Raw genomic sequence first — 18,821 nt, forward strand, 5'->3', positions numbered from 1 at the left:
GTCGCCAAAATCGAGCCGCTAGCCGCCATTCACTTATCACTTACCGGCGCATCAGCCGCCGTGTTCACCGTCGTAGGACTGTATCGATGTCGACCTGGTTACTTCCCGAGAATATCGCCGACGTGCTGCCGTCGGAAGCCCGCAAGATCGAAGAGTTGCGTCGTCACCTGCTGGACCGTTTCCGTTCGTACGGCTACGAAATGGTGATGCCGCCGTTGCTCGAATATATCGAGTCGCTGCTCACCGGCGGCGGTCACGATCTGAACCTGCGCACTTTCAAGCTCGTCGATCAACTGTCCGGGCGCACGCTCGGTTTGCGCGCCGACATTACGCCGCAAGTCGCGCGTATCGACGCGCATTTGCTGAACCGTCAGGGCGTGACGCGTCTGTGTTACGCAGGCAACGTGGCGCACACGCGTCCGCGCGGCCTGCATGCTACGCGTGAGCAGATCCAGATCGGCGCGGAAATCTACGGTCATGCCGGCCTCGAAGCGGATCTCGAAATCCAGCAGCTGCTGCTCGACGCGCTGCGTCTGGCCGGCCTCGGCAAAGTGCGTCTGGATCTGTGCCATGCGGGCGTGCTCGCCGCGCTGATCGACGCGGAACCGGCCGCCGCCGAGTTGGGCCAGTCGCTTTACGACGCGCTTGCCGGCAAGGACGTCCCCCGTCTCGTCGAATTGACCGCCAGCCTCACGCCGGCCACACGCGACGCTTTGCGCGCGCTGCCGACGCTCTACGGCGACGCCTCGGTGCTGCAGGAAGCGCGCACGCGTTTGCCGGACGTGCCGGCCATTTCGCGTGCGCTGGACGACCTCGCGTTCCTCGCGAATCAGGTGGAAGGCGCCGAAGTGATGATCGATCTCGCCGATCTGCGCGGCTACGCGTATCACAGCGGCGTGATGTTCTCGGCCTACGTCGACGGCGTGCCGAACGCGGTGGCGCGCGGCGGCCGTTACGACCACGTGGGCCAGGCCTACGGCCGGGCGCGTGCGGCAACCGGTTTCTCGCTCGATCTGCGTGAAGTGGCGCGCATTTCGCCCGTCGAGGCACGCAGCAGTGCGATCCTCGCGCCATGGCAACACGACGACGCATTGCGCGTCAGCGTCGCCGCATTGCGTGACGCCGGTGAAGTCGTGATCCAGGCGTTGCCGGGTCACGAACATCATCTCGACGAATTCGCCTGCGACCGCGTGTTGGTCGAGCGCAACGGCGCATGGGTCGTCGAGTCGCTTTCCTGAAGGTGTTTTACGGCGCGTTCGCGTGCGACTTCTCGGCGCGGCACGTTCCCTTTTGCAAGACAACGCGGGCGTCGCCCGAACCCGGCGCGGCAGCCTGCCGCGCTATTTCGATATACCCAACATAACGTGCATACCGTTGAGCGGAAACGGAAAAATTCGGAAGGTTCCGCGAACATAGGTAGAATACGTTTTTAACCAGCTTACGAAACAACATGTCTGCCAGCGCAGTGAATGTGAACCCCGGGCGTAACGTCGTCGTCGTGGGGACCCAGTGGGGTGATGAGGGCAAGGGCAAGATCGTCGATTGGCTGACGGACCACGCTCAAGGCGTCGTTCGCTTCCAGGGCGGTCACAATGCCGGTCACACGCTTATCATCGGCGGCAAGAAAACCATCTTGCGTCTGATTCCCTCGGGCATCATGCATCCCGGCGTGGCGTGCTACATCGGCAATGGCGTCGTGTTGTCGCCGGAAGCGCTGTTCAAGGAAATCGGCGAGCTCGAAGCCGCTGGTGTCGACGTTCAGAATCGCCTCTTCATTTCCGAAGCCACCACCCTGATCCTGCCGTACCACATTGCCATCGACCAGGGCCGCGAAGCGCGCCGTGGCGCGAGCAAGATCGGCACGACCGGTCGCGGCATCGGCCCGGCTTACGAAGACAAAGTAGCGCGTCGCGGTCTGCGCGTGCAGGATCTGTTCGATCCGGTCACGTTCGCGGAACGTCTGCGCGAAAACCTCGATTACCACAACTTCGTGCTCACGCAGTACCTCGGCGTCGCGGCAGTGGACTTCCAGCAAACGCTCGACACCATGCTGAGCTACGCCGACCGTCTGAAGCCGATGGTGACCGACGTGTCGCGCCGTCTGTACGACGAGAACGCCGCGGGTAACAACCTGCTGTTCGAAGGCGCGCAAGGCACCTTGCTCGACATCGACCACGGCACGTATCCGTTCGTCACGTCGAGCAACTGCGTGGCCGGTGCGGCCGCGGCAGGCGCGGGTGTCGGTCCGCAAAAGCTGAACTACATTCTCGGCATCACCAAGGCGTATTGCACGCGCGTCGGTTCGGGCCCGTTCCCGAGCGAACTGTACGACGCCGACAACGCCGCGCGTCAGGAAGCAATCGGTCTGGAACTGGCCAAGGTCGGCAAGGAATTCGGTTCGGTCACCGGCCGTCCGCGCCGCACCGGCTGGCTCGACGTCGCCGCGCTGCGCCGCTCGATCCAGATCAACGGCGTGTCGGGTCTGTGCATGACCAAGCTCGACGTGCTCGACGGTCTCGACGAAGTGAAACTGTGCGTCGGCTACACGGTCGACGGCAAGGCGGTCGATCTGCTGCCGCGTGGCGCAACGGAAGTCGCGCGCTGCGAACCCGTGTACGAAACCTTCGCGGGCTGGAAGGAAAGCACGGTTGGCATCAAGGAATGGGACAAGCTGCCGGAAGCCGCGCGTGCGTATCTGTCGCGCGTGCAGGATGTCGCGGGTATTCCGATCGACATGGTCTCGACCGGTCCGGATCGCGACGAAACCATTCTGCTTCGTCATCCGTTCAAGGTTTAAGCCATGGTTCAAGGTGTACCCATGATTGCGATGAAAGACCCGCGCAACGACGACAAGAACCTGTGGGTCGGCTGGGACGAATATCACCGGCTGATCGAACTGCTGGCGTTGCAGGTGCACGAGTCGGGCTGGAAGTTCGACAAGATTCTGTGTCTCGCGCGCGGCGGTTTGCGCGTGGGCGATCAGCTTTCGCGAATTTACGATCTGCCGCTGGCGATTCTCGCCACCAGTTCGTACCGCGAGGCGGCCGGCACGGAGCAGGGTGATCTCGACATCGCGCAATACATCACCATGACGCGTGGTGAATTGCAGGGCAACGTGTTGCTCGTCGACGATCTGGTCGATTCCGGCGTCACGCTCGCTCGCGTTCAGCAGCATCTGAAGGAGCGTTATCCGGCCATCACGGCGGTGCGTTCCGCGGTGCTCTGGTACAAGGGTTGCTCGAAAGTGAAGCCCGATTACCACGTGCAGTATTTGCCCACGAATCCCTGGATTCATCAGCCGTTCGAAGAGTGGGACACGGTGCGTCCGCACAACCTCGGCGCGTGGATCAAGCGTGGCATGGCGCAAGATCAGGAATCGTCGGCAAAGTAATTTTGCCGAACACTTTTGCCAGGACGCAGGCCGGCAATGACCGCTCGCAAATGGTTGATCCGGCCAGGCATGTCAATGAAGGAGCCCCATCGGGCTCCTTTTTTTATGCACCGCGCACACGTTGAGCGACGCGGCCGCGCGACGGGACACGGCGTACCGCCAGCCGCATCGGCGTGGACGGCCAAACGCAGCAGACGGCGTCAAATCGCAGTGCTACACTGCGCGGACCATCCACGTGGTGTATCCACAACAAGCCGGGCGGCGCTAGACGGGCAGTTTAGAATAGCGATCGTTTTTTTCCGCCCAGGGAACGGATTTCCTCGCGTTTATGACAGATAACAATCACGTGCACAAACAGCCCTTACCGTCCCTCGCGCTGGCTGCGATCGGAGTGGTGTTCGGCGATATCGGCACGAGCCCGTTGTATTCGCTGAAAGAGGCATTCAGCCCGTCGCACGGTATTCCGCTGACCGATCAATCGATTCTCGGGGTCATTTCGTTGCTGTTCTGGGCGATCGTGATCGTGGTCGGTATCAAGTACGTTCTGTTCGTCATGCGCGCCGACAACAACGGCGAAGGCGGCGTGCTCGCACTCATGGCGCTGGCATTGCGCTCTCTGGATCACAAATCGAAAATGGCCGGCCTGCTGGTCATGCTCGGCATCTTTGGCGCCTGCATGTTCTACGGCGACGCGGTTATTACACCCGCCATCTCCGTGATCTCGGCGGTCGAAGGTCTGGAGATCGCCGCGCCCAAACTTTCGCATCTCGTTCTGCCGTTGACCATGGTGATCCTCGTGTTGCTGTTCTGGATCCAGCGGCACGGCACGGCCATGGTTGGCCGCCTGTTCGGACCGATCATGGTGGTGTGGTTTCTGGTGCTCGCGGCGCTCGGCCTGTGGCACATCCTGCAGTCGCCGAACGTGATCCGCGCGCTCAACCCTTACTACGCGTATAGCTTCATGGCCGCGCACGTTTTGCAGGCCTACGTGGTGCTCGGTTCGGTCGTGCTGGTGCTGACTGGCGCCGAAGCGCTCTATGCCGACATGGGTCACTTCGGCGCCAAGCCGATTCGCATGGCCTGGTATTTCCTCGTGATGCCTTCGCTGGTGCTGAACTATTTTGGCCAGGGCGCGCTGCTGATGCACGACCCGAAAGCGATCGAAAATCCCTTCTTCCTGCTCGCGCCCGATTGGGCATTGCTGCCGCTCGTGATTCTGTCGACGGTCGCGACCGTGATCGCGTCGCAGGCCGTGATTTCGGGCGCCTATTCGCTCACGAGCCAGGCGATCCAGCTCGGCTACGTGCCGCGTATGAAGATCCTTCACACGTCGGAACTGGCGATCGGCCAGATCTACGTGCCGGTGGTGAACTGGATGCTGCTATTCATCATTTTGTGCATCGTCATCGCGTTCAAGAGTTCGGATAACCTTGCCGCCGCATACGGCATCGCGGTGACCGCCACCATGGTGATCACCACCATCCTGGCGTGCGTGGTGATGGTGAACGTGTGGAACTGGAACAAGCTGCTGGTGGCGATGATCATCGGCGCGTTCATGGTGATCGACCTCGGCTTTTTCGGCGCCAATCTGCTCAAGGTCGAAGAGGGCGGCTGGCTGCCGCTCGGTATCGGCGCGCTGCTGTTCTTCCTGCTCATGACGTGGTTCAAGGGCAGAATGATCGTCAAGGAGCGCACGGCGGCCGACGGTATTCCGCTCATGCCGTTCCTGCAAGGGCTGCTTGCGCATCCGCCGCATCGCGTGTCGGGTACGGCCATCTATCTGACCGGGAGCGACTCGCTCGTGCCGGTGAGCCTGCTGCACAACCTCAAGCACAACAAGGTGCTGCACGAGCGCACCATCTTCCTGACCTTCGTCACGCGTGACATTCCTTACGTGGAAGATACCGAGCGCGTGACCGTCAAGGTGATCGACGGCGGCCTGTATCTCGTGCGGGCTTCGTACGGCTTCAACGAAACGCCCGACGTGAAGGCCGTGCTGCTCGAAGTGGGTCGCACGCACGACATGACCTTCGAACTGATGGACACGTCGTTCTTCCTTGCGCGCGAAACGGTGGTGCCGACGCAATTGCCAGGGATGTCGGTGTGGCGCGAACGCGTGTTTGCGTGGATGCATCAGAACGCCGCGAAGCCGACCGACTTTTTCAGCATTCCGGCGAATCGTGTGGTGGAGTTGGGTACGAAGATCGAGATCTGAGTTACGCGGCATTCACGCCACGAACCGCCAACGCCTCATGCCGTATCGAGGCGCAAAAAAAGCCCACGCAATGCGTGGGCTTTTTTCATTTCGCGATTCGCGTTCGACATCGGCACATGACCTCAGCCATGCGTCGACGCGACGCGCGTACCGCTTACTTCTGCTTCAGTTTGGCGAAAGCTGCAGCCATGGCGCCGCCGGCTTCCGGTTCGCGCGAACGTTGCGGCTGGGCGCCGCGACCGCCGCCCGAACGACCCGCGTTGCCGCGATCCTGCTGCGAGCCGCCGCTGCGAACTGCTGCCGCGCCGAACTCGTCGTCCAGGCGCATGGTGAGCGCGATACGCTGACGCTTCACGTCGACCTCGAGCACCTTCACCTTGACGATCTGGCCGGCCTTGACCACTTCGTGCGGGTCCTTGATGAACTTCGTCGACATGGCGGACACGTGCACCAGACCGTCCTGATGAACGCCGATGTCGATGAACGCGCCGAACGCCGCCACGTTCGTCACGACGCCTTCCAGCACCATGCCCGGCGTCAGGTCGCTGACCTTCTCGACGCCTTCGCGGAATGTCGCGGTCTTGAACTCGGGACGCGGATCGCGACCCGGCTTTTCGAGTTCGAGCAGAATGTCGCGCACGGTCGGCAGACCGAAACGTTCGTCGACGAATTCCGCCGGCGACAGGCCGCGCAGCGCCTCACGATTGCCGAGCACTTCGCCGACGTGCTTGCTGATTTTCGCCAGCATGCGCTCGACGACCGGATACGCTTCAGGGTGAACCGACGAACGGTCGAGCGGATTCTCGCCATTGTTGATGCGCAGGAAGCCGGCGGCCTGTTCGAAGGTTTTATCGCCGAGACGCGGCACCTTGCGCAGATGCTCGCGCGACGGGAACGGACCGTTGGCGTCGCGATAATCGACGATGTTGCGCGCGAGCGTCGCGTTCAAACCCGACACGCGGGCGAGCAACGCCACCGACGCCGTATTCGCATCCACGCCGACGGCGTTCACGCAGTCTTCCACCACGGCGTCGAGCGAGCGGGCCAGTTCGCGCTGATTGACGTCGTGCTGGTACTGGCCGACGCCGATCGCTTTCGGCTCGATCTTCACCAGTTCCGCGAGCGGGTCCTGCAGGCGGCGCGCAATCGACACCGCGCCGCGCAGCGACACGTCCATGTCGGGGAATTCCTTCGCCGCGAGTTCGGACGCCGAATACACCGATGCGCCGGCTTCCGAGACCACGATCTTCTGCAGCTTGAATTCCGGATGACGCGCGATCAGTTCGCTGGCGAGTTTGTCCGTCTCACGCGAGGCCGTGCCGTTGCCGATGCTGATCAACTCGGCCTGCGTTTGCGCGCACAGGCGCGCGAGCTTGGCGATCGAGCCGTCCCAGTCGCGGCGCGGTTCGTGCGGATAAATGACGTCGGTTGCCAGCACCTTGCCGGTGCGGTCGACCACGGCGACCTTCACGCCCGTGCGCATGCCGGGGTCGAGCCCGATCACGGCCTTCGGGCCGGCGGGCGCGGCGAGCAGCAGGTCCTTCAGGTTGCGCGCGAACACGCGAATCGCTTCGTGCTCGGCTTCGTCGCGCAGGTTGGTCAGCAACTCGTTTTCGATGTGCGGTTGCACCTTGACGCGCCAGCACCAGCGGCACGCGTCGGCCAGCCACTTGTCGGCGGGGCGATTCTGGTTGGCAATGCCGAAGTGACGTGCGATCAGCGCTTCGCCCGGATGCGGCACCTGCGCGTCGAGTTCTTCGCCAAGCCCGAGCTTGACCATCAGCACGCCCGCGTTGCGGCCGCGGAACAGCGCCAGCGCGCGATGCGACGGCACGGTACGGATGGTTTCGGCGTAGTCGTAGTAGTCGCGGAATTTTTCTTCTTCCGCATTTTCCTTGCCTTCCACCACTTTCGACGACACCACGCCCTGGTTGAACAGGTAATCGCGCAGCTTGCCGAGCAGTTCCGCGGTTTCGCCGAACTGTTCCGAGAGGATGTCGCGCGCGCCGTCGAGAGCGGCCTTCACGTCGGCGACGCCTTTCTCTGCATCGACATAGGCTGCAGCTTCGGTTTGCGGATCGAGCAGGGGATTGGCCAGCAACGCGTCGGCGAGCGGCTGCAAGCCGGCTTCGCGGGCGATCTGCGCGCGCGTGCGGCGCTTGGGTTTGTACGGCAGATACAGGTCTTCCAGCACCTGCTTGCTGTCGGCACCTTCGATCGCGGCGCGCAGTTCGTCGGTGAGCTTGCCCTGCTCGTCGATGCTGGCGATGATCGTGGCGCGGCGGTCTTCCAGTTCGCGCAGATACAGCAGACGTTCCTCGAGATTGCGCAGCTGCGTGTCGTCGAGATTGTCGGTCACTTCCTTCCGGTAGCGGGCGATGAACGGAACAGTCGCTCCTTCGTCGAGAAGTTGCACCGCGGCCGCGACCTGGCGCGGCTGGACGGACAGTTCGGCGGCGATGCGCTGTACGATCTTGAGTGCTACGGTTTCCGTCATAAGGTCTTGGTGTTCCTGCTGCTCAATCAGAGGTCGCGCGCCGACGGCGCACTGGGCGCACCGCCTGAAGCCACGCGGTGAATCCGCGCCTGCCGCGCGCCCGGCATGCGCCGCACGAGCCGCGCCGGACGGGCGTGCCGCGACCAGGTTGCTGGAGCGGGGCATTTTGCCATAAATGCCAAAGGGCTCAACCGCAGGGTGATAGAATTTCGGGCATGTTCCGTTGACCCACTACGACGTTGCCGATCTCCTTGTCTCTCAACCGCCTGGGCTCCCGCTTGGTCTCTCGCTTGTCACAACCGCCGCTGTTTTCATTGCGCTTTTCAGTGCGCCTGCCGCTGGTTTCGCTCATCTCGTCGCGGCGGGTCGTGGTCGAGTCCGCGCCCGTGCCGGTGCTCGCAACCAGAGAGACATCGCTTGTATCGTGTGCCACGCGGCTGAGTCAGGCTGTTGCGGCGGCCGTCGTCGCGATGGCCGCGCTTGCGCTGCCTGTGTCCGCAAGCGCGCAAGCGCTCGGCGCTTCGGATGCAATGTCAACGAAAGCCGTGGGCGCGGCGGATGCGTCCGGCACCACGGCTAACGCCACCGATGCCGGCAACGCCACTGACGCGGCAGACGCAAACGAAGCCGCGTCGAACAACGCGTTCGACGCACGGCAAAAGGCGCTCGACCAGCGCACCGAAGAAAACAACTACCGCTACGGCGTGGCCGCGCACAATTGCTACAGCACGTTCTTCGTGAACCACTGCCTCGGCAAGGCGCGCGATGCGATGCGTGTCGTGCAGGCGGATATCCGCAAGGAACAACTCGCGCTCGACGGCGAGCAGCGTGCACAACGTGCCCGTCAGCGCGACGAACAGGCCGCGCTCAAGCGCGCGCAGGAAGACGCTGCCGCACCGCAACGTGCCGCCGACGACGCGCGCAACGCTCAGGCTTACGAAGACAAGCAACGTCAGCATCAGCTCGATCAGGCTCAACGCGCAGCCGAGGCGCCGCAGCGCAGCGCGAACGCGCAGGCCTATCAGGACAAGCAGCGTCAGCATGCGCTCGATCAGGCGCAACGTGGCGTGAGTCCGTCGCAAGCCGCCGCCAACCAGCAGGCGTACGATCAGAAGCAGGGCGATTTCCAGCGCAAACTCCAGCAGGCGCAGCAGCAGGGCGCGCAGAAAGCCGAGGAGCGCGTGCAGAAGCAGCAGAGTTTCGAGAAGAAGCAGGCCGACGCCGCGCAGCACAAGGCCGATGTCGAAGCGCGTCAGAAGCAGGCCGCCGAGAAAGCCGAACAGAAGCGTCAGGATCAGTTGAAACAGCAGCAGCAACTCGAACAGCAGCAGAAGCAGCAACAGGACCAGTAGTTCCGCCGTCGTCGGAACCTCGGGTTCGCGCGCTCGCTGGATGGGTTGCGGCAGCAGTGTGAAACGTAATGGCCGTAAATGGCCGTAGCGCGTTTCAGGCCGGACAGCAACCTCCGGCTTCGGGCTGTGCCATGCAGCGCGAAGCCGCTCACGAGAGGAGGCGAGCATGCGCGATCAACATCACGTCATCACCGCGGATACACTTCGCGATCGCATTCTGCAGCTGGAATCGGAGCACAGCGGGCTCGATCGGTTGATCGATCGGATCTCGAACGAGCCCGGCATCGACGACTTCGAGTTGCAGCGCCTGAAAAAGCGCAAACTCAAAGTCAAGGACACCATCATCTTGCTGCAATTGCAGCTCGAACCGGACGCACGCGCCTGAGTTCGCGGCCTGGCAGGCGCCGGGTCGCCCCGCGCGCACCGGACTTTGCAGGAAACGCTTGCCTTGAATTCTCCGCTTGAAACCTCATCCCGCGCCGCGCCCGACGGCGACGCGCCCGCCACCGGCACGGTCGCGGTGCGAGCGCCGGCGTCGCCGCTTTCCGCGGCATTGAATCCGCGCCGCATTGCCGAGCTCGACGAGATCTTCGCCGACAACGGTTTGCTGGCTCGCCAGATCGACGGCTACCGTTCGCGTGCGTCTCAGATCGAGATGTCGCGCGCCGTCGCCGCGGCCATGGAAGCCTCCGGTCGCGCCATGCCCGAGCCCGCCATGTTCGAGGCGCAGAAGCGGCCGGCACGGCGTCTGCAGGGCGCTGGCGCGGACGCATCCGCAGAGGCCGCCGAAGCCGACGAATCGTCCGCGCTGGACGGCAGCGAAAACACGCTGATCGTGGAAGCCGGAACCGGTACGGGCAAGACCTACGCCTATCTCGTGCCGGCCATGCTGTGGGGCGGCAAGGTCATCGTGTCGACCGGCACCAAGCACTTGCAGGACCAACTTTTCCAGCGCGACATTCCCACTGTGCGCGACGCACTCGCCGTGCCGGTTTCGGTCGCAATGCTCAAGGGACGCGCGAACTATCTGTGTCACTACTATCTGCAGCGCACCGCGGATAACGGCCGCCTGCCTTCGCGTCAGGAAACCTCGTATCTGCAGGACATCATCCGCTTCGCCAAGATCACGCGTACCGGCGACAAGGCCGAACTCGCGAGCGTGCCGGAGACGGCGGCGGTGTGGTCGATGGTGACGTCCACGCGCGAAAACTGTCTTGGGCAGGAGTGTCCGCATTACAAGGAGTGCTTCGTGATGCAGGCGCGGCGCGAGGCGCAGCAGGCCGATATCGTCGTGGTGAATCACCACCTGTTTTTCGCCGACATCATGTTGCGCGATACCGGCATGGCGGAGTTGCTGCCCACCGCGAACACCGTCATCTTCGACGAAGCGCATCAACTGCCGGAAACCGCCACGCTGTTCTTCGGCGAGACGCTGTCCACCACGCAGTTCCTGGAACTCGCGCGCGATTGCGTGGCCGAGGGGCTGGGTCATGCGCGTGAGGCGGTCGATTGGGTCAAGCTCGGTGCCACGCTCGAGCGCGCGGCGCGCGACGTGCGGCTCGCTTTCCGGGAAGACTCGGTGCGTCTGTCGATCGGTCAACTGCCGGACGATCATCCGCTGTTTCCGGCGCTCGAAACGCTGGAAACGGAACTCGACGCGCTGGCTTCCGCGTTGGCCGGTCAGGCTGAGCGTGCCGAGTCGATCGGTGCATGTCTGCGGCGCGCGCGCGAGTTGCAAGCGGTGTTGTCCGGCTGGACCACGCCGCCTACGCAAACCGAACGCGAAGCCGCGGAGACCGCTTCATCCGACGGCAAGGCCGAGCGTGCCGATCCGAATGAGAAAGTGCGCTGGATCGAAGTGTTCTCGCACACGGTCCAGTTGCACGAAACGCCGTTATCGGTGGCGCCGATTTTCGCCAAGCAACGCGCCGGTGTGCCACGCGCCTGGATTTTCACGTCCGCGACCTTGTCGGTGCGTGGCGACTTCACGCACTATGCCGCGCAGATGGGGTTGAACGCGAAGCGTTCGATGACCTTGCCGAGCCCGTTCGACTATCCGACGCAAGGCTTGCTGTACGTGCCGCGCAATCTGCCGCAGCCGTCTTCGCCGACGTTCACCGACGCCGTGTTCGACGCGGCCCTGCCGGCCATCGAGGCATCGGGCGGCGGCGTATTCATGTTGTGCACGACGCTGCGCGCGGTCGATCGCATTTCGGCCAAGCTGCGCGACGTGATCGATTCGCGTGGTTGGGACTATCCGTTGCTCGTGCAAGGCGACGCGAGTCGCACGGAATTGCTGGATCGTTTTCGCTCGTACGGCAATGCCATTCTGGTGGGCAGCCAGAGCTTCTGGGAAGGCGTGGACGTGCGTGGCGATGCGTTGTCGCTGGTGGTGATCGACAAGCTGCCATTCGCACCGCCGGACGATCCGGTGTTGTCGGCGCGTCTCGATGCGTTGACCAAGAAGGGCTTGAGTCCGTTCGCCGTGCATCAATTGCCGCAGGCGGTCATTACGTTGAAGCAGGGCGCAGGGCGTTTGATTCGCGCCGAGACCGATCGCGGCGTGCTGATGATCTGCGATACGCGTCTTGTCGACAAACCTTATGGGCGTCGTATATGGCAAAGCCTGCCGCCATTCAAACGTACACGCGAGATTGAAGTCGTGCGCGAGTTCTTCGAAGAGAAGAACGAAATGCCGAAGCAATAAATCTATTCAGCCAATGCCGTTGAAAAACGGCGCTTAAATGACAAAACGCCACGGATGTGAATCCGTGGCGTTTTGCTTTACTGCCCGGGAAATCGAAAGGATTTCCCGAAACAGTTTTCGCCCAGAGGCGAACCCTATGCGACAGCTTACTGGCTTGCGCCCGAAGCCGGAGCAGCAGCCGAAGCAGCAGCGCCTGCGTCCGAAGCAGCGGTCGTAGCCGAAGCAGCAGCGTCGCTCGCAGCAGCAGCAGCACCCGAAGCAGCAGCAGCCGAATCCGAAGCTGCAGCAGCCGGTGCCGAAGCAGCAGCAGCGTCGCTAGCAGCCGGTGCAGCGGCTTGGTCGTTGCTCTTGTTGCATGCAGCCAGTGCCACAGCTGCCAACAGGGATGCTACGAGGAGGGATTTCTTCATGATCACGTCCTTTTATGGTTAAAGGTAAGCAACAGCGCAAAATAATACCGGTAATGTGCTCCAACATCGACCTGGGCCGTTGGTGGAGACGCTCTTTTGACGAGCTAGAATCTTCCCTACGGCTTGGGCGGAAATTATATGCACTTTCGTACTGACAATCCATAAATCCGGGGTCAATACGTTGTCTTTCTCATACAAATTTTCACAGTACGGGGTATAGCAGGTAGGCGGAGTTACGCAAGCTCGCCTACTTGTATCCAGCCCGCACAATACCACTCGTGCAGCAGTGCTGTCACCGACGAATCGTGTGAGAGTGTTACAAAGCGTTTCGCACTCATACAGCGGTTATCAGCGAGTTCAAACAACCACTTTTTTGCGCCATCGAGTGACGTTTCCTCTCCATTTACGAAGAAAAAACGGCGGTTGTACAACAGATTAGTCTTGCGGTCGAGTCGAATACCTGACTTCGTTGCAAGAGCGATAAAACGGGCTTCGTTGAGCGGCTTTTGCGGCGGATCGAAGACGACACTCGGCTTGGGTTCGCTGAGATACGTGCCAAGGAACGACGCAATATCCTGCTCATTCCACTTCACTTGAGCAAGGATCGCGCCAACCCTTTCGATCAACGCCGCGGGCAACTCCGCCGGACGCTCGACCGCAGGCTGTTTCGGATCGCGATAGTGACCGCCCGCCGAGGTGACCGACTCGCCGCGCTCGGCCAGATGGTAGAGGAACTGCGAGGTCAGTTCGCTCGCGGAAGGCGCGCGAAAACCGATCGAACAGGTCATGCATTCGCCTTCCGCAATACCGTCGTGCGCGATATGCGGCGGCAGATAAAGCATGTCGCCGGGCTCCAGCAACCACTCTTCTTCCGGCTCGAAATGCTGTAAAACTTTCAAAGGAAGGCCGGGTTGGAGCGTCAGATCTTTCTGCGCGCCGATGCGCCAGCGGCGTTTGCCTTTGACCTGCAACAGGAACACGTCGTAGGAGTCGAAGTGCGGGCCGACGCCTCCGCCGTCTGTTGCGTAGGAGATCATCAGGTCGTCGAGACGCGCATCGGGTACGAAGCGGAAACGGTCGAGCAATGCGCGCGCGCGGTCGTCGTAAAGATCGACGCCCTGAACGAGCAGAGTCCACGCGCGCTGCCTGAGCGATGGCAATTCGTCGGCCGCGAACGGACCATGCTCCAGTTGCCATCTGTTTCGAAAGTGCGTGATCAGACGCGCTTCGACTTCGTCGCGATCGGCCAGCTCGAAGAACTCGTCGCGGGAAAGCGGCGCCTCGATATCCGGAATGGCTTGCCGGATCAGCAGCGGCTTTTTCTGCCAGTACCGGCGCATGAATTGCGACGGCGTCAGATTGCCGAGCAAAGGCGTGGGCGTGTCGGGCGAGGGCGGCAGAACAGGCTGCGCCTGCTTTGAAGCCGACGACGAATTACGTGCCGATACTGCTTCGGCCGGGTGGTCAGTGGGCCGCTTGGGCATCGTATAATGTGAGTTGTATTCTGGAGAATCGAATGAAAATCGCAAAGAACACCGTCGTGTCGGTCGCTTACAAGCTGTCGGATGCGCAGGGCAATCTGATCGAAGAGAGCGACGAGCCGATGGTCTATCTGCACGGCGGCTATGATGGCACGTTCCCCAAGATCGAGGAAGAGCTCGACGGCCACGAGGCCGGCTTCGAGACCCAGATCCAGCTCGAGCCGCAAGATGCGTTCGGCGAATACGATCCCGATCTCGTGAAGATCGAGCCGCGCGATCGCTTCCCGGAACCGCTCGAAGTCGGCATGCAATTCGAAGGCACGCCGGAAGAAGGCGATGAAGACCTCGATTCGCTCGTCTACGTCGTGACCGACGTCGCCGAAGACAAGGTCGTGCTCGACGGCAACCATCCGCTCGCAGGCATGGCGTTGCGTTTCGCGCTCACCGTGAAAGACGTGCGTCCGGCAACGGAAGACGAAATCCAGCACGAGCACGCGCATGGCGCCGACGGCCTCGAAGTTCTCGATGAAGACGACGAGGAAGACGAAGGCGACAAGTCAGGGCCCACGCTGCACTGAGCTTGCCGGCACGCCGTAGGCGCTTGAAGAAGCGCCCGGCGCACGCGGCGCGATGACCGGGGGCGGCGGTGCAGACATCGCCGGCCCGTACTGGCCATTGCCGTCACCGCCGCTCATACTGCCGCTGCCACCGCCGCCATTCGGTGACCCGTGCTGCGATGGCTGCTGCATCTCGGGCTGCTGCTGGTCGGACGGCTGACCCGGCGTCGGCAAGAGCGGCGGCAATTCGGAAGCTGGACCGAACGTCGGCACCGCCGGCATCGAGGCGGCCGGCTCTTCTCGCTGCATAGGCGTGATCGAAGACGGTGCGCCCGGCATTGGCATCTGCTTCGGCACGTCGCGAATGCTCACGCGGAACGGCGGTTTCCTGCCGAGGTCCGCTTCAATCTCAATCCATTGGTTCAGACGATCATGCGGCGCAAGCGCGACACGCGTGAGATTCGTCACCAGCACCCCTTTGTCATTGCGTAGCGGCTGATCGATCGTGAAGCCGGCGCTCGCGCGTTCGTCGTCGCAATGAATCACCAGCACCGGTCCGCGGAAAATCTGCGCGAGTTTGACGAGGCTGCGCTTGAATTCCAGGAAGCCGTCGCGTCGCGTGTTGCGTGCAAAACGCAGCCACGCAAAACGGTCGGGCCGTTCGTATCGCTCAGGATCGAAGTCGCCTTGAATGAACACGACGATCGCGCGCGCATCGCGTCGTTTCGCATATTCCGCAGCGTGTTCGAGCCAGAAAGCATTGGCGATCACGCGATCTTCGAACTCGCCGTTACGACCGCCCGCGGTCAGATAATGATTATTCGGGCTCGGCGCGTTCAGACCGACAAACACCGTATCGCCAACCTGCCAACGCACGTTCTCCCGATAGGGATGAAAGCGCGACACTTCGCTCTCGCGCGTCAACGGCAACGGGTTTTGTCCCATCGACGAAGCGTCGGTGAAAAACATCTGGCGCAGCAGATCGAGCCGTTCGACCGGATCGAAGCCACCGGCTTCGGTGGTGCCGCAATCGGCCCAGTCGTGCTGGCCCGGAATGAAGAAGAGGGCGGTGCGCGCGGTTTCGAGCAGCGCCTGGCGTCGTTCGTAAAGCGTGTCACGGCACGCTTCCTTCGCGCCTTTGAGATTGCCGTCGTAGACGATGAACGACACGTCGCGATCGCGGTTGATCGCCTCGATCAGACGTTGCGCGGACGGTTCGTCCGCGGAGCTTTGCATCGTGTTCGCGATGACGGCGAACGCGTATTGCGTGGATGCGGCATGAGCCGCCGTCGTTGCGGACGCGAACACACCGAGCGATATGGCGGAAGCGAGCGAGGCGCGCGCCAGTCGCGCGGCGAGATTCAGCGCCGCGCCTCGTGAGTGGCGCGGACGCTGCGAGGGCCTGTGTGTTTCAGCGGTCCGCATCCGGCGCGGCGGCCAGGTCATGCAGTTCGTACAGCAGATCGAGCGCTTCACGCGGCCGGAGGTCGTTCGGATCGAGCGCGCGCAGACGCTCGACGAGCGTTTCCAGTTCGGGCGTGAGCGCCGCCTGTGGCTTGCCGTCGTGCTCGTCGTCGGCGTCTTCGAGCAGCATCGGCAACGGTGCGGCGAACAGGTCGAGTTGAGGCGCGGGCTGCGCGGCCGATTGTTGTTCGAGGTGCGCGAGGTGCTTGCGCGCTGCGCGAATGACCGCGTTCGGCACACCAGCCAATTGCGCCACCTGCAGACCGTAGCTCTGGTTCGCCGGTCCTTCGTTCACGGCGTGCAGGAACACGATGCCGTGTCCGTGTTCGACGGCGGACAGGTGCACGTTGGCCGCGTGCGGAAACTCGGCGGGCAGTTGCGTCAGCTCGAAGTAGTGCGTGGCGAACAGCGTGTGACAGCCGTTGTGCGACAGCAGGTGACGCGCGATGGCCCACGCGAGCGCGAGGCCGTCAAAGGTGGACGTGCCGCGGCCGATCTCGTCCATCAGCACGAGACTCTGTGGCGTGGCGTCGTTGAGAATCGCGGCGGCTTCGGTCATCTCGACCATGAAGGTCGAACGTCCGCCGGCCAGATCGTCGGCCGCGCCGATGCGCGTGAAGATGCGGTCGATCGGACCGAAAGCCGCGCGCCGCGCCGGCACATAGCTGCCGACATACGCCAGCAGCGCGATCAGCGCGGTCTGCCGCATGAAGGTCGACTTACCGCCCATGTTCGGGCCGGTAATCAGCAACAGTTTGCGATCGACGGTGAGCGTGCAGTCGTTGGCGATGAACTGCTCGACCTGCGCTTCCACGACAGGGTGACGTCCTTGTTCGATCTCGATGCCGGCGTCTGCCGAGAACGTGGGCGCGACCCAGTCGAGTGCGCGGGCGCGTTCCGCGAAGGCCGCCAGCAAGTCGAGTTCGGCGAGCGCGGAGGCGACACGCTGGCAATCGGGAATGAACGGCAGCAGCGCCTGCAACAGCGCGTCGTACAGCGCGCGTTCGCGGGCCAGCGCGCGTTCCTGCGCCGACAGCGCCTTGTCTTCGAACGTCTTGAGTTCGGGCGTGATGTAGCGCTCGGCGTTCTTCAGCGTTTGACGGCGGCGGTAGTCGTCCGGCACTTTGTCCGTTTGACCGCGCGTCACTTCGATGTAGAAGCCGTGCACCTTGTTGTACTCGACACGCAGATTGCCGATGCCAGTGCGCGCCCGTTCACGCGTTTCGAGGTCGATCAGGAACTGCCCGCAGTTCTCGGAGATATCGCGTAGCTCGTCGAGGTCTGCGTCGTAACCACGCGCAATCACGCCGCCGTCGCGCACCATCGCCGACGGCTCCTGCGCAACCGCGCGCTGGAGCAACTCCACGCACGCCAAGGGCGGCTCCAGCGACGCGTCGATACGTGCGAGCGAATCCGCGTTCGACGAAACGGCGGCGAGTTGCGCGCGCAGTTCGGGCAGCGCGATGAACGTGTCGCGCAGGCTCGACAGATCGCGTGGTCGCGCCGACAGCAGCGCGAGGCGTCCTGTGATGCGTTCGATGTCGGAAATTTGCCGCAACGCTGCGCGCAGCGAATCCACGCTCGTGCCGGCCGGCGCATCGAGCAGCGCGCCGATTGCCTGCTGACGCGCCTGCGCCACGGCCGATTCGCGCGGCGGATGATGCAGCCAGTGACGCAGCAGCCGGCTGCCCATGGTCGTGCAGCAGGTGTCGAGCAGCGAACACAGCGTGGGCGATTCGGTGCCGCGCAGCGTTTCCGTGAGTTCGAGATTGCGGCGCGTGGCCGGGTCGAGGCCGATATATTCGGACTCGTATTCCACTTTCAGGCTGCGCACATGGCGCAACTGCTGACCTTGCGTGGCCGCCGCGTACAGCAGTAATGCGCCGGCCGCGCCGCAGGCGCAAGTCAGCGAATGCGCACCGAAACCGTCGAGTCCCGCCACTTCCAGCTGATCGCACAAACGCTGCGTGCCGGACGTGATGTCGAAATGCCAGACCGGTACGCGGGTGAGCGCGCCGGCGTTGACGGGCGGTGTCCAGCTCGCGGCGTCGGCGGGGGAGTCCGCCACCAGAATCTCCGCCGGACGAATCCGTTCCAGCGCGGCCGCGACCTGGTCCGGTGCGACTTCGGCGAGACGCAATGCGCCGCTCGCCAGATTCAGCCAGGCGAGTCCCACGCTGGTCGCGACACCGCGACGATTGTGCGCCACGCACATCGCCATCAGGTAGACGTCGTTTTTGTCCGAGAGCAGGGCGGCGTCGGTCAGCGTGCCGGGTGTGACGACGCGCACCACCTTGCGCTCGACCGGACCTTTCGACGTGGCCGGATCGCCGATCTGCTCGCAGATCGCCACGGATTCGCCGAGCTTCACGAGCTTGGCGAGATATTGCTCGACCGCGTGATGCGGCACGCCCGCCATCTTGATCGGATTGCCCGCCGATGCGCCACGCTGCGTGAGTGTCAGATCGAGCAGACGCGCGGCTTTCTCTGCGTCTTCGAAAAAGAGTTCGTAGAAGTCGCCCATCCGGTAGAACACGAGCGTGCCCGGATGGTCAGCCTTGATGCGCAGATACTGCTGCATCATCGGCGTATGTAACTTCTCGCTGCCCCCAGTCTGGTGGGCCTCTGCGACCTGTAAAGCCTTGTCCATCCTGCTCCTCGGGCAGTTTGCCCATACTTACTTAGACGCCAGAAAGCGCCATAACACGCCAGTACATTCCGTTCTCCCGTATAGGTTTATTCTCGTG

Annotated in this window: 13 protein-coding genes; 8 read left to right on the forward strand and 5 right to left on the reverse strand. The window is 62.9% G+C overall.

Translation table 11 applies throughout. From position 1 onward, the window contains the following. Positions 1 to 86: 86 nt before the first annotated feature. From P3T18_RS26685 to P3T18_RS26700, 4 genes are all read left to right on the forward strand, one after another. Complete coding sequence (locus P3T18_RS26685) at positions 87 to 1,238, forward strand: ATP phosphoribosyltransferase regulatory subunit (protein WP_429302940.1); 1,152 nt, start codon at positions 87 to 89, stop codon at positions 1,236 to 1,238. Between the two features lie 212 nt (positions 1,239 to 1,450). Beyond that, positions 1,451 to 2,797 (forward strand): adenylosuccinate synthase, encoded by a 1,347-nt coding sequence (locus tag P3T18_RS26690; RefSeq protein ID WP_429302941.1) that lies wholly within the window; start codon positions 1,451 to 1,453, stop codon positions 2,795 to 2,797. A gap of 3 nt (positions 2,798 to 2,800) precedes the next feature. Continuing rightward, complete coding sequence (locus P3T18_RS26695; protein WP_429302942.1) at positions 2,801 to 3,391, forward strand: phosphoribosyltransferase; 591 nt, start codon at positions 2,801 to 2,803, stop codon at positions 3,389 to 3,391. A 328-nt stretch (positions 3,392 to 3,719) separates the two neighbouring features. Next, the gene (locus tag P3T18_RS26700; protein ID WP_429302943.1) at positions 3,720 to 5,606 is read left to right on the forward strand and encodes a potassium transporter Kup; all 1,887 of its coding nucleotides are present in this window, start codon (positions 3,720 to 3,722) and stop codon (positions 5,604 to 5,606) included. A gap of 154 nt (positions 5,607 to 5,760) precedes the next feature. Here P3T18_RS26700 and P3T18_RS26705 read toward each other — a convergent pair whose 3' ends face one another. Then, on the reverse strand, positions 5,761 to 8,103 hold the full coding sequence (locus P3T18_RS26705; protein ID WP_429302944.1) for a Tex family protein: 2,343 nt from the start codon (positions 8,101 to 8,103) through the stop codon (positions 5,761 to 5,763). A 530-nt stretch (positions 8,104 to 8,633) separates the two neighbouring features. Between P3T18_RS26705 and P3T18_RS26710 the strand changes: the two genes are divergently transcribed. The 3 genes from P3T18_RS26710 (at position 8,634) to P3T18_RS26720 (ending at position 12,162) form a co-directional block, all read left to right on the forward strand. Further along, the gene (locus tag P3T18_RS26710; protein WP_429302945.1) at positions 8,634 to 9,455 is read left to right on the forward strand and encodes a hypothetical protein; all 822 of its coding nucleotides are present in this window, start codon (positions 8,634 to 8,636) and stop codon (positions 9,453 to 9,455) included. Positions 9,456 to 9,621: 166 nt separating this feature from the next. Further along, positions 9,622 to 9,840: a DUF465 domain-containing protein gene (locus P3T18_RS26715; RefSeq protein ID WP_429302946.1), complete on the forward strand. Its 219-nt coding sequence runs from the start codon at positions 9,622 to 9,624 to the stop codon at positions 9,838 to 9,840. A 63-nt stretch (positions 9,841 to 9,903) separates the two neighbouring features. Then, the gene (locus P3T18_RS26720; protein ID WP_429302947.1) at positions 9,904 to 12,162 is read left to right on the forward strand and encodes an ATP-dependent DNA helicase; all 2,259 of its coding nucleotides are present in this window, start codon (positions 9,904 to 9,906) and stop codon (positions 12,160 to 12,162) included. A 146-nt stretch (positions 12,163 to 12,308) separates the two neighbouring features. Here the strand turns inward: P3T18_RS26720 and P3T18_RS26725 are convergent, their stop codons facing one another. Together P3T18_RS26725 and P3T18_RS26730 are read right to left on the reverse strand one after the other, a co-directional pair. Further along, positions 12,309 to 12,572: a hypothetical protein gene (locus P3T18_RS26725; protein ID WP_175053705.1), complete on the reverse strand. Its 264-nt coding sequence runs from the start codon at positions 12,570 to 12,572 to the stop codon at positions 12,309 to 12,311. Positions 12,573 to 12,805: 233 nt separating this feature from the next. Next, complete coding sequence (locus tag P3T18_RS26730; RefSeq protein ID WP_429302948.1) at positions 12,806 to 14,056, reverse strand: JmjC domain-containing protein; 1,251 nt, start codon at positions 14,054 to 14,056, stop codon at positions 12,806 to 12,808. 32 nt (positions 14,057 to 14,088) lie between these two features. On the opposite strand from P3T18_RS26730, the gene P3T18_RS26735 reads away from it, so the two are divergent. Continuing rightward, a complete protein-coding gene (locus P3T18_RS26735) occupies positions 14,089 to 14,631 on the forward strand; it encodes an FKBP-type peptidyl-prolyl cis-trans isomerase (protein WP_429302949.1) in 543 nt (180 codons plus the stop codon). On the opposite strand, the gene P3T18_RS26740 is transcribed toward P3T18_RS26735, so the two are convergent. Further along, positions 14,611 to 16,035 carry a hypothetical protein gene (locus P3T18_RS26740; RefSeq protein WP_429302950.1) on the reverse strand — a complete coding sequence of 475 codons (1,425 nt, stop codon included), beginning with the start codon at positions 16,033 to 16,035 and terminating at the stop codon, positions 14,611 to 14,613. The genes P3T18_RS26735 and P3T18_RS26740 overlap by 21 nt on opposite strands. Further along, positions 16,022 to 18,724, reverse strand: coding sequence for a DNA mismatch repair protein MutS (gene mutS, locus P3T18_RS26745; protein WP_429302951.1), 2,703 nt, complete (start codon positions 18,722 to 18,724; stop codon positions 16,022 to 16,024). The genes P3T18_RS26740 and mutS overlap by 14 nt, the downstream gene beginning before the upstream one ends. Between the last annotated feature and the right edge of the window lie 97 nt (positions 18,725 to 18,821).

Origin of the sequence: Paraburkholderia sp. GAS199 (genome assembly GCF_050436585.1) — a bacterium.
Taxonomy (GTDB): domain Bacteria; phylum Pseudomonadota; class Gammaproteobacteria; order Burkholderiales; family Burkholderiaceae; genus Paraburkholderia.